8 protein-coding genes are annotated in these 11,304 nt (G+C 71.0%); 6 read left to right on the top strand and 2 right to left on the bottom strand.

Annotated features, from left to right (window positions below):
• Positions 1-63 precede the first annotated feature (63 nt).
• From manA to AMK31_RS32355, 3 genes are all read left to right on the top strand, one after another.
• Positions 64-1,410: a mannose-6-phosphate isomerase, class I gene (gene manA, locus AMK31_RS32365; protein ID WP_073944288.1), complete on the top strand. Its 1,347-nt coding sequence runs from the start codon at positions 64-66 to the stop codon at positions 1,408-1,410.
• The gene (locus AMK31_RS32360; RefSeq protein WP_241842795.1) at positions 1,394-2,380 is read left to right on the top strand and encodes an ROK family protein; all 987 of its coding nucleotides are present in this window, start codon (positions 1,394-1,396) and stop codon (positions 2,378-2,380) included. The genes manA and AMK31_RS32360 overlap by 17 nt, the downstream gene beginning before the upstream one ends.
• Positions 2,381-2,589: 209 nt before the next feature.
• Positions 2,590-4,212, top strand: coding sequence for a cellulase family glycosylhydrolase (locus tag AMK31_RS32355; protein WP_073944286.1), 1,623 nt, complete (start codon positions 2,590-2,592; stop codon positions 4,210-4,212).
• Positions 4,213-4,274: 62 nt separating this feature from the next.
• On the opposite strand, the gene AMK31_RS32350 is transcribed toward AMK31_RS32355, so the two are convergent.
• A complete protein-coding gene (locus AMK31_RS32350) occupies positions 4,275-5,303 on the bottom strand; it encodes a LacI family DNA-binding transcriptional regulator (RefSeq protein ID WP_073944285.1) in 1,029 nt (342 codons plus the stop codon).
• Positions 5,300-7,732: a glycoside hydrolase family 2 protein gene (locus AMK31_RS32345; protein ID WP_073944284.1), complete on the bottom strand. Its 2,433-nt coding sequence runs from the start codon at positions 7,730-7,732 to the stop codon at positions 5,300-5,302. The genes AMK31_RS32350 and AMK31_RS32345 overlap by 4 nt, the downstream gene beginning before the upstream one ends.
• A gap of 266 nt (positions 7,733-7,998) precedes the next feature.
• Here AMK31_RS32345 and AMK31_RS32340 point away from each other — a divergent pair, with 266 nt between their 5' ends.
• The 3 genes from AMK31_RS32340 to AMK31_RS32330 all read left to right on the top strand — a co-directional run bounded on the left by AMK31_RS32340 (position 7,999) and on the right by AMK31_RS32330 (position 11,250).
• Positions 7,999-9,321 (top strand): ABC transporter substrate-binding protein, encoded by a 1,323-nt coding sequence (locus tag AMK31_RS32340; protein ID WP_073944283.1) that lies wholly within the window; start codon positions 7,999-8,001, stop codon positions 9,319-9,321.
• A 97-nt stretch (positions 9,322-9,418) separates the two neighbouring features.
• Positions 9,419-10,393 carry a carbohydrate ABC transporter permease gene (locus AMK31_RS32335; RefSeq protein WP_073944282.1) on the top strand — a complete coding sequence of 325 codons (975 nt, stop codon included), beginning with the start codon at positions 9,419-9,421 and terminating at the stop codon, positions 10,391-10,393.
• Positions 10,390-11,250, top strand: coding sequence for a carbohydrate ABC transporter permease (locus AMK31_RS32330; RefSeq protein ID WP_073944281.1), 861 nt, complete (start codon positions 10,390-10,392; stop codon positions 11,248-11,250). The genes AMK31_RS32335 and AMK31_RS32330 overlap by 4 nt, the downstream gene beginning before the upstream one ends.
• Positions 11,251-11,304 lie beyond the last annotated feature (54 nt).

Here is an 11,304-nt window from a genome sequence, read left to right as displayed (position 1 = left end):
GGTTTAATAACAAGCTCGAGATCGGGCGGTGGAAATCCGTTCGCCGCCCGTTAACGTACGCCCGTGGACCTACTGCAACCGATCATCAAGCCGTACGCCTGGGGCTCCCGGCACGCGCTGGCCCGCCTCCAGGGGCGCGCGGCGCCTTCCGCCGGGCCGGAGGCGGAGCTGTGGATGGGAGCGCACCCCTCCGGCCCGTCGGGGCTCGTGCGGAGCGGGCACGCCACCACCCTGCGGGACGTGGTGGCCGCCGACCCCGAGCGGGAGCTGGGCGCGGACTGCGCCCGGCGGTTCGGCGGCAGATTGCCGTTCCTGCTGAAGGTGCTCGCCGCCGACCAGCCCCTGTCGATCCAGGTGCATCCCGACCGCGAGCGGGCGCGGACGGCGTTCGCCGCGCAGCTGCGGGCGGGCGCGCGGGGGCCGTACGCCGACGACTGGGCGAAACCCGAACTCCTCTGCGCGCTCACCCCCTTCGAGGTCCTGGCAGGTCTCCGCCCGCCGCGCGAGGCCGCCGACGTCCTGGCCGGACTCGGCCTCACCGCGCTGCGCCCGCTCGTCGACCTGCTGCGCGACAGCGACGGGGACGGTGACGGGGCCGGTGACGGTGACGGTGACGGCCGTGGTGACGGAGAAGCGTCCGGCGAGGCGCTGCGCACGGTCCTGGAGTGGCCGCCCGGCCGTCGCGAGGCGCTGGTGGGCTCGGTCGTGGACGCCTGCCGGCGACGCTCGTCCACCGACGGCCCGTTCGCCGGTGCGTACGACGCGGTGGTGCGCATGGCGCGCCACCACCCCGGCGATCCCGGACTGGTGGCCGCCCTGCTGATGCGCCATCAGGTACTGGAGCCAGGCACGGCGTTGTTCATGCCGGCCGGCGGGCTGCACGCCTATGTGAGAGGACTCGGCGTCGAGGTGCTGGCCAACTCCGACAACGTGCTCCGCGCGGGGCTGACGGCCAAGGAGGTGGACGTCCCGGAGCTGCTGCGGGTCACCGACCCGGCGGTGCGGGTGCCGGTGGTACACCCCAGGACGGTGGCCGGCCCCGGGCTCACCGAGGCGTACGACTGCCCGGCGGAGGAGTTCGCCCTGTACCGCGTGGAGCTCGCCGGCACGTCCGGTCCGCTCGTCCCCGGCGGCGGCCCCCGCGTGGCCCTGTGCGTGGCCGGTTCCGTCCGGCTGCGGGCGGCCGACGGCACGGCGGTGCGGCTCGGACGGGGCGCGTCGTGCTTCCTGTCCGCCGCCGACGAGCACGTCCGCGTGGAAGGCTCCGGGACCTTGTTCGTGGCCGCTCCGGGCGTGACCGCCGACGCGGATTCCGCAGCCGCGCGGGCAGCCCTTTCGCGCCCGGCCCCTGCGAGCCCGACCCCTCCGACGAAGGACGCAAAGGATGACAACGTTGTCCACATGGGATGAGACGTCCTCGCCCCGTCCGGTGTACGCCGCCCTCGACATCGGGGGCACGAAGATCGCGGGTGCCCTGGTCGACGAGGAGGGCCGCGTCCTGGGGCGCGTGGAACGACCCACGCCGGCACGGGAGTCCACGACCCGGCTCGCAGGGACCGTCGACGCCGTGGTCGACGCGCTGGCCCGGGATCCGGCGTGGCACGGCGTGCGGGGGATGGGTATCGCCAGCGCCGGCCCCGTGGACACGGCGGCGGGGACGGTCAGCCCGGTGAACATCCCCGCGTGGCGGGCGTTTCCGCTGGTCGACAGTGTCCGCGCGCATCCGGCCCTGCCGCCGGGCACCGAACCGGTGCTCCTGGGCGACGCCGTGGCGATGGCGGCCGCCGAGCACTGGCGGGGTGCCGCGCGGGGCGTCGACAACGCGCTGTGCATGGTCGTCTCGACGGGCGTGGGCGGGGGTCTCGTCCTGGACGGGCGGCTGCGTCCGGGACCGTCCGGCAACGCCGGCCACATCGGCCATGTCTCGGTGGCCGTGGACGGCCCGCCCTGTGCCTGTGGCGCCCGCGGCTGCGTCGAGGGGTACGCCAGCGGCACCGCCATCACCCGGTACGCGCTGCGAGCGGGCTGGACACCGCCGCCGGGCGCGGAGCCGACCGCCGCCGCGGTCGCCGACGCGGCCCGTGCGGGTGACGCCCGGGCCCTCGCCGCCTACGACCGGTCCGCGCGGGCGCTGGCCGCCGCGATCGCGGGGGTGGCCACGCTGCTGGAGATCGAGGTGGCCGTCGTCGGCGGGGGCGTCGCCCAGGCCGGGGAGACTCTGTTCGGGCCGCTGCGCCGTCATCTGCGGGCGTACGCGGTGCTCGACTTCGCCCGCGCGGTGACCGTGCGGCCCGCCGCCCTGGCGCGTGACGCGGGGCTGGTGGGCGCGGCGGCGGCCGCCGTTCGGCAGGCCCGTGAAAGCAGCGGCCAGACCGTTTGACGGCCCCTGCCGAAGAATCTACTTAACCGGTTCTGTCAAAGGCATTGTGTTCCTTCTGGAGCATCCATACTCTCGTGAATGCCAAAGGGCGGATATACCGAATCGGCGCGGGACGCAGCCGTTTTCAGGCGTTTCCCTTTGGCATTCACGATTGAAAGGCTTTTCCGCCTTTCCGTATCGCCCCGCACATTCTCGAGCCGGGAGCAATCATGAGAACGAAACTGGCCGCGGCCACGGGCACGATCCTCGCCGTGGGCGCCTCACTCCTCGCCGCCGCGCCTGCTGCGCAGGCGGCTGCCCCCTCCGGATTCCACGTCAGTGAGGGCCGTCTGCTGGACGCCAACGGGGAGGACTTCGTGATGCGCGGCGTCAACCACGCGCACACCTGGTACCCCGACCGCACCGATCAGGCGCTCAAGGACATCAAGGCAAAGGGCGCCAACTCGGTCCGGGTGGTGCTCAGTACAGGCGACCAGTGGACCCGCAACGACACCGCGGACGTCGCCCACGTGGTCGCCGAGTGCAAGGAGAACCGTCTGATCTGCGTCCTGGAGGCGCACGACACCACCGGTTACGGCGAGGCCGGCGCCGCCGCGCCGCTCTCCGAGGCCGTGGACTACTGGCTGGACGTCAAGAGCGCCCTCGTGGGCGAGGAGAAGTACGTCATCGTCAACATCGGCAACGAGCCGCACGGCAACAGCGGTTACAGCGCCTGGACCGCCGACACCAGGACCGCCATCGGCCGGCTGCGGGCGGGAGGACTCGACCACACCCTCATGGTCGACGCCCCCAACTGGGGCCAGGACTGGTCGTTCACGATGCGCGACAACGCCGCCGACGTGTTCGCCGCCGACCCGGACCGCAACACGGTCTTCGACATCCACATGTACGGCGTCTACGACACGGCTGCCGAGGTCCGCGACTACCTCAACCGGTTCGTGAGCGCCAAACTCCCCGTCGTGGTCGGCGAGTTCGGCGACATGCACTCCGACGGCGACCCGGACGAGGACGCCATCATGGCAACCGCGCAGTCGCTGGGCATCGGCTACCTGGGCTGGTCCTGGAGCGGCAACGGCGGCGGCGTCGAGTACCTCGACCTCGTCCAGGGCTTCGACGCCTCACGCCCCACCGCCTGGGGACAGCGCCTGTTCGACGGCGCCGACGGCATCGAGGCCACCGCCGAGGAGGCCAGTGTCTTCTCCGGCGGCACCGGCGGTGACGCCACCGCCCCGACCGCCCCGGGCACGCCGACCGCCTCGGACGCCACGAGCACCAGCCTGCGGCTGAGCTGGCCGGCCGCCACCGACGACACCGGGGTCACCGGCTACGACGTGGTCCGGGTGGACGGCGGCCAGGAGACCACGGTCGCCGCCTCCGTCACCACCGCGGTCACGGTGACCGGCCTGACCGCGAACACCCGCTACACGTTCGCCGTCTACGCCCGTGACGCCGCGGGCAACCGCTCGCCGCGGTCGGCCACGGTGACCGCCGGCACCACCCCCGGCTCCGGCACGGCGGCCTGCGCGGTGGAGTACCGGCTGAGCGACTGGGGCAGCTCGTTCAACGCCGAGGTCACCATCCGCAACCGCTCCGACCGGGCCGTGGACGGCTGGGAGCTGAGCTTCGCCTTCCCCGGCGACCAGAGGATCAACTCGGTCTGGAACGCCAGGGCGACCCAGGACGGGCGTACCGTGCGGGCGACCCACGAGTCGTGGACCCGGACGATCCCGGCGGGCGGCTCGGTGAGCTTCGGCCTCAGCGGCTCCTCGACCGGCGGCAACGGTGTCCCCGCCGCGTTCACCCTCAACGGCTCGGCCTGCGCCGCCTCCTGACCGGGCGGCAGCGACGGAGAAGGGGCGCGGCCACATGCCGCGCCCCTTCTCCGTCGAGGCCTTCACGCAGGGGGCGGTGCCGTCGACGCGCGCGGCACCAGTTCGGGCGTCGCCACCGGCCGGGAGGGGACGTCCTCGCCGGCGATCACGTCGAACAGCATCCGCGCCACCTGGGCGCCGAACCCGTGCACGTCGTGGCTCATCGCCGACAGCGTGGGATGGGTCAGCCGGCACAGCTGTGAGTCGTCCCAAGCGAGCAGGGACAGCTCGTCCGGTACGGCGACGCCCATCTCGGCGGCGACGCCCAGCCCGGCGACGGCCATGATGTCGTTGTCGTAGACGATCGCGGTCGGCCGGTCGGGCGACAGCAGCAGGGACCGCGTCGCCCGGGCGCCGTCCTCCCCCGAGAATCCGGTCTCCAGGTGCCGGCCGCCGGCGAGCCCGAGTTCCGCCATCGTCTCCTCGAACGCGGCGGTGCGGATCGCGCTGTGACCGAGGCCCGCCGGGCCGCCCACCCGGGCGATGCGCCGGTGGCCGAGGGCGGCCAGGTAGCGCACCGCCTCGGCGACGGCCGTGGCGTCGTCGGTCCACACCGACGGGAAGCCCCCGGTGAGGGAGGGGTGGCCGACCGCCACGGCGGGCAGGCCGGTCCCGGCGAGCGCGGCGACGCGCGGATCGTCCTGGTGGAAGTCGACCAGGACGGACCCGCCGACCTGGCGTTCCCGCCACCACCGCTCCTGGAGGTGAATCTCCTCCTCCAGACTGCCCACCAGCCGCAGCAGCAGCGAGCAGGACCGCTCGGCGAGCACGCTCTCGATACCGGAGACGAACTCCATGTAGAACGGCTCCAGACCGAGCAGCCTCGCGGGCCGGCAGATGGCCAGCCCGACGGTGTCCACCGACTGCCGGGACAGGCTGCGCGCCGAGGAGTTCGGCGCCCAGCCCAGTTCCCGGGCCACGGCGAAGATCCGCTCGCGCGTGGCCTCGGAGACGCCCGGTTTGTGGTTGAACGCCAGCGACACCGCGCCCTTGGAGACTCCCGCGGCGGCCGCCACGTCCTTGATGGTGACGCGCTCGGTGGGAGCGCTCACCTCGGTGCCACGCAGAACAGCGCGCCCCTGACCACGTCGGCGGTGAGGTGACCGGCGCCGCGCACCCGGAACCGGGCCCGCTCGCCGGGGAGCAGGGTACGCAGGCCGGTGTCGCAGACGGCGTCCGCGCCGAGCCGGTCGGCCTGCAGCAGGAGGTCTCGTACGAGGGTCTGTGCTGTCACCACGACGTCGACACTACCGCCGTCGCCGACGGCCTGGACGTCGACGTCGTAGCGCGGTGCCGGGTAGGCGAACTCCTTGTCGGGGACGGGGAAGTGCACGGCCCGCAGTCCGTCGGCGTCGGCGTCGGCGTCGGCGTCGGCGACGAGGAACTCCTTGCCCGATCGCTCGTCGGGCACCAGGTCCCGCGGCACATCCAGCCGGAGGACCTCACGGGGGCCGACGGTCACCTCGAGCGGCGCCTCCGCCGTGACGCCGCCGTCGGCCCGCAGGCGGCGCAGCGAAACCGCAGTGCGCCAGGTCTCGCCGCTCTGGTTGATCACGGCGAGGGTCGGGCCGTCCGCTCCGGGCTGGAGGGTGAGGAGGCGGTCGGCGTAGACGCGGCGCAGCTCGTGGTAGAGCGGCTTGGTGCGGCCGTCGCCGTCGACCGCGGCCCACGAGCTGACCGGCCAGCAGTCGTTGAGCTGCCATACGACGGTTCCGGCGCAGACCGGCCAGTGCGAGCGCCAGTGCTCGATGCCGGCGGCCACGGCGCGGGCCTGGACGACCTGGGCGAGGTAGTGCCAGCGGTCGAAGTCGTCGGCGGGCAGGTCGAAGTGGCGGGCGATGCCGCGGTTCAGCTTGCCGTTGCCGTCCTCGGCCTTCTGGTGGTGGAGCATCCCCGGGGAGTCGGGGGCGAGTTCCTCGTCGGGGAGCGCGCGGCGCAGGGTCGCGAGCGCGGGCGGCGCCTGCCAGCCGAACTCCGCGACGAACCGGGGCACGGAGTCGCGGTACTCGGCGTAGTCACGCCTGTTCCACACCTCCCAGGAGTGGTGGGTGCCGTGCGCCGGGTCGTTGGGGTGGTGCTCCCAGGAGCCGGACCAGGGGCTGCCGGCGGTGTAGGGGCGGGTGGGGTCGAGTTCGGCGACGACGCGGGGCAGCAGGTCCAGGTAGTAGCCGCCGCCCCACGAGTCACCCTTCAGGTCCGGCTCCCAGTCCCAGTCGCGGAAGCCCCACAGGTTCTCGTTGTTGCCGTTCCACAGCACCAGCGAGGGGTGCGGCATCAGCCGGACAACGTTGTCCCGCGCCTCGGCCTCCACCTCGGAGCGCAGCGGCTGCTCCTCGGGGTAGGCGGCGCAGGCGAAGAGGAAGTCCTGCCAGACCATGAGGCCGAGCTCGTCGCAGACGTCGTAGAAGGCGTCGTCCTCGTAGATGCCGCCGCCCCAGATCCGCACCAGGTCGACGCCCGCCTCGGCGGCCTGGACGAGGCGCGCGCGGTAGCGGTCGGGGGTGACGCGGGACGGGAAGACGTCGTCGGGGATCCAGTTGACGCCGCGGGCGAAGACGCGCACGCCGTTGACGACGAAGGTGAAGCCGGTGCCGTGCGCGTCGGGGGAACGGTCGAGCTCCACCGTGCGGAACCCGATGCGCCGGTGCCAGGTGTCGAGCGGTTCCTCGTCGCCGTCCTCGACGAGGGTCACCTCCAGGTCGTAGAGCGGCTGCTCGCCGTATCCGCGCGGCCACCACAAAGCCACGTCGGGCACGTCCAGCTTCAGCACGGCCCGCGTGCCGTCCACCACGGCCCGGCCGACCGCGCCGACCGCCGTGGCGCGGACGGCGAGCGGACGGCCGGCGCCTCGCTCGGTGCGCTCGACGTCGATGTGGATCTCCACCCGGCCGGTGCCGTCGGTGACGGTGACGTGCGGGCGCACCTCGGCCAGCCGGGCCGTCGACCAGCGCTCCAGCCGGACCGGACGCCAGATGCCGGCGGTGACCAGGGTGGGTCCCCAGTCCCAGCCGAAGGAGCAGGCCATCTTGCGGATGTACTGGAAGGGCTCCGGGTAGACGTTGGGCCGGTCGCCGGTCAGCACCTGTACGAACTCCGCCTCGTCGTACGCCGACGCGAACTCCACGTGCAGCCCGCCGTGTCGGCCGGTCACGTCGAAGCGGTAGCGGCGGTGCATGTTGCGGGTGCGCCCCAGTTCCCGACCGTCCAGGGTGATCGTCGCGGCGGTGTCGAGGCCGTCGAAGACCAGGTCGACGCGTTCGTGGGACGCGTCGGAGGTGTCGGCGGCGGCGAGGGCGCGGCTGTAGGTCCAGGCCCGGCGGCCCACCCACTGCACCTCCCGCTCGTTGAGACCGACGTAGGGGTCGGGGATCACCCCGGCGGCGAGCAGGTCGGTGTGCACGCAGCCGGGGACCTGGGCGGGCAGCGGGCGCGTGTCGTGGTGGAGGCTCCAGCCCTCGGCGAGCGGAACGACTTCCTTCATGTGCGGCTCCTCTTGGCAGGACGGGCCTGATTCGTGTGCGACGCGACTCAACCTAACGCTGGCTGGTTAACCGGTCTAGTCCCCACTTTCAACCCGTCAGGCCTGGAAACCCCCAGGCCGCGAGCCTGAACGCCAAGATCCACCGGAAAAGCCAGGTAACGATTGGGCATCTCGCTCCCACAAGGAGCTTTACCGGTTTACGGGCGCCTGACATAGTGCCGTCAACCACCGGAGCCCGAGCCGTAACCCTGGAAGGAGTTGGGCACATGGGGAGGAAGACCCTGAGCGCCGCCCTGCTGGCGACCACGATGCTGACCGTCGTGGGGTGCAGTGGCGGAGGGACACCGAACGCGAACGAGACCGCGGTCGCGCCGCTGAACCCGGACGGCGTCTCGGGCACCATCAAGGTCCTGACCAACCGCACCGACCTCGTGCAGAACGGCACGATGAAGAAGTACGCGGCGGAGTTCAACAAGACCTACCCGGAGGTGAAGGTCGAGTTCGAGGCCATCACCGACTACGAGGGGGAGGTGAAGATCCGGATGAACACCGAGAACTACGGCGACGTCCTGCTGATCCCCTCGGCGGTCGCCAAGGGCGACTACCCGAAGTTCTTCGCGCCGCTCGGCAGCACCGCGACGATGAAGGAGACGTACCGCTTCACCGACAAGACGGACGTCGACGGCCGGACCTACGGCATCGCCACCTTCGGCACCGCCAACGGCTTCGTCTACAACAAGGCGCTGTGGAAGAAGGCCGGGATCTCCGACTGGCCGGCCACGCCCCAGGAGTTCCTGGACGACCTGAGGACGGTGAAGGAGAAGACCGGCGCCACCCCTTACTACACGAACTTCAAGGACGGCTGGCCTCTCAGCAGCCCCTGGACCAACAGTATCGGCTCGGTCAGCTGCGACAGTCAGGCCTCCGACAAACTCGCCGCGACGGACAAGCCCTGGGCCGAGGGCTCGGACCTCAACGTGATCGACACCCTGCTGCACGACATCGTCCACGGGAACCTGTCCGAGAAGGACCCGTCAACCACCAACTGGGAGGCGTCCAAGACGCTGCTGGCCAAGGGAGAGGTCGGCAGCATGCTGCTCGGCTCGTGGGCCGTCACGCAGATGCAGGACGCAGCGGAGAAGGCCGGCGAGAACCCCGGGGACATCGGCTTCATGCCCTTCCCGCACCAGACGGACGGCCAGTTCTGCGCCACGCTCGTGTCCGACTACCAGATGGCCGTGAACATCCACTCCGACCACAAACAGGCCGCGCGCGCCTGGATCGACTGGTTCACCGAGAAGTCCGGCTACACGGCCAGGGAGGGCGCTGTCTCCGCCCTGAAGTCCGCGTCCTTGCCGAGCACGCTGCAGAGCTACGTTGACAACGATGTCAAGCTGGTGGAGCGTTCAGAGGCCGAGACCGCGGAGGTCAACGCGATCGACAACGCCTCCGAGATCGGCCTGAGCAAGCAGGACTACCGGCAGAAGCTGGTCGACATCGCCCGCGGCGCCCAGGACGGGTCGCTCCAGGGCTACTTCGACGAGCTCGACAAGCGCTGGGCCGAGGCCGCCCGGACCGCCGGGTCCTGACCCTGGTGCCCGCCGGGTCCCGGCCCCCGCGGCCCCCCGATGCCGCGACCCGGCGGGCCGGCGCTCTCAGAGGACGACGAAAGGCTCAGGCCCGCACATGACCCGTATCACCACCTCCCCCGCGGCACCGCCCGCGCCGGCCGCCGAGCCGGACCGCGGCCCCCGGCCCGCCCGGCGCTCCGGCGCCCGGCTGCGCAGCCGGCGCGACCATCCCCTGCGCCGGATCACCCCCTGGCTGTTCCTGCTGGTCCCCCTGGCACTGCTGATCACGTTCACCTATGTGCCGGTGGGCAACATGATCTACTACAGCTTCACCGACTGGGACGGCGTCAGCCCCGACCGCGACTACGTCGGCGTCGACAACTACACCCAGCTGTTCACCCGGCCCGAGATGTTCCGGGTGTTCGCGGTGAGCTTCTACTACCTGGCGGCGTCCGTGGTGCAGATCGCCGTCGCGCTGTACTTCGCCACCGTGCTCAGCTTCGATCTGCGCTTCAGGAACCTCTTCAAGGGCATCCTGTTCTTCCCTTACCTGATCAACGGGGTCGCGATCGGCTTCGTCTTCCTGTACTTCTTCCAGGACGGCGGCACCCTCGACTCGATCCTGGCGTTCCTGGGCGTCGACGGCGACCACGCCTGGCTGGGCGACCCGGAGTCGGCCAACACCTCGCTGGCCGGTGTCTCCGTGTGGCGCTTCACCGGCCTGAACTTCGTGCTGTTCCTCGGCGCGATCCAGTCCATCCCCGGCGAGCTGTACGAGGCGGCGCAACTGGACGGGGCGAGCCGCTGGCAGCAGTTCCGGCACATCATCGCGCCCAGCATCCGGCCGGTGCTCAGCCTGAGCGTCATCCTGGCCGTCTCCGGCTCTCTGTCCGTCTTCGAGATCCCCTACATCATGACGGGCGGCGCGACCGAGACCTCGACCTTCGTGATCCAGACGATCAAGCTCGCCTTCCAGTTCAACAAGACGGGCCTGGCCTCCGCCTGCGCCGTCGTACTGCTGCTGATCATCCTGCTGATCACCTGGATCCAGCGCCGCCTGGTGCCCGACGAGAAGGTGGACCTCGTATGACCCTCACCGCCCCCGGACGGCCGCGGCGCCGGCGCTTCGGCATCGCGACGACGCTGACCTATCTGTCCCTGGTCCTCGCCTCGCTCGTAGTGCTGATCCCGCTCGTCGTCGTCTTCCTCACCTCTCTCAAGACCTCCCGGGAGATCGCGGACGGCGGTGGCGCGCTGAGCCTGCCCGACGACTGGCTGAACTTCTCGAACTATGCGACCGCGTTCACCGGTGGTCACATGCTCAGCGCGTTCGGCAACACGGCCTTCATCCTGCTGTTCTCCATCACCGGCACGGTCGTCATCGGCTCGATGACCGCGTACGCCATCGACCGCTTCGACTTCCGGTTCAGGAAGCTCGTCATGGGCCTGTTCCTGGTCGCCACCCTGGTGCCGGGCGTGACGACGCAGGTGGCGACGTTCCAGGTGGTCAACAGCTTCGGTCTGTTCGACACGCGCTGGGCGCCGATCCTGCTCTACATGGGCACCGACATCGTGTCGATCTACATTTTCCTGCAGTTCATCCGTGCCATCCCGACCTCGCTGGACGAAGCCGCGCGGCTGGACGGCGCCAACGCCTTCACCATCTACCGCAAGATCATCTTCCCGATGCTGAAGCCGGCGATCGCCACCGTCGTCATCATCAAGGGCATCACCACGTACAACGACTTCTACATCCCGTTCCTCTACATGCCCTCGGAGGACCTCGGCACGATCTCCACCGCGCTGTTCCGCTTCAAGGGGCCCTTCGGGGCGCACTGGGAGAACATCTCGGCGGGAGCGATCCTCGTCATCCTGCCCACCCTGCTCGTCTTCCTCTTCCTCCAGCGCTACATCTACAACGGCTTCGCGCAGGGCGCGACGAAGTAGCCGCGGCAGCGGACGGGACGGCGGCTCGCCGGGCCTCGACGAGCCGCCTCCGCC

Source organism: Streptomyces sp. TSRI0107 (genome assembly GCF_001905845.1).
Lineage (GTDB): Bacteria > Actinomycetota > Actinomycetes > Streptomycetales > Streptomycetaceae > Streptomyces.
The sequence above is the reverse complement of the archived record's forward strand: the minus strand, read 5'-3'. Positions and strand labels throughout refer to the sequence as shown.

Bases quoted from the DNA above. Each gene is read 5' to 3' on its own strand.
- AMK31_RS32340 (WP_073944283.1), top strand. From the start codon at position 7,999: ATGGGGAGGAAGACCCTGAGCGCCGCCCTGCTGGCGACCACGATGCTG.
- AMK31_RS32335 (WP_073944282.1), top strand. From the start codon at position 9,419: ATGACCCGTATCACCACCTCCCCCGCGGCACCGCCCGCGCCGGCCGCC.
- AMK31_RS32330 (WP_073944281.1), top strand. From the start codon at position 10,390: ATGACCCTCACCGCCCCCGGACGGCCGCGGCGCCGGCGCTTCGGCATC.
- AMK31_RS32345 (WP_073944284.1), bottom strand. From the start codon at position 7,732: ATGAAGGAAGTCGTTCCGCTCGCCGAGGGCTGGAGCCTCCACCACGAC.
- AMK31_RS32355 (WP_073944286.1), top strand. From the start codon at position 2,590: ATGAGAACGAAACTGGCCGCGGCCACGGGCACGATCCTCGCCGTGGGC.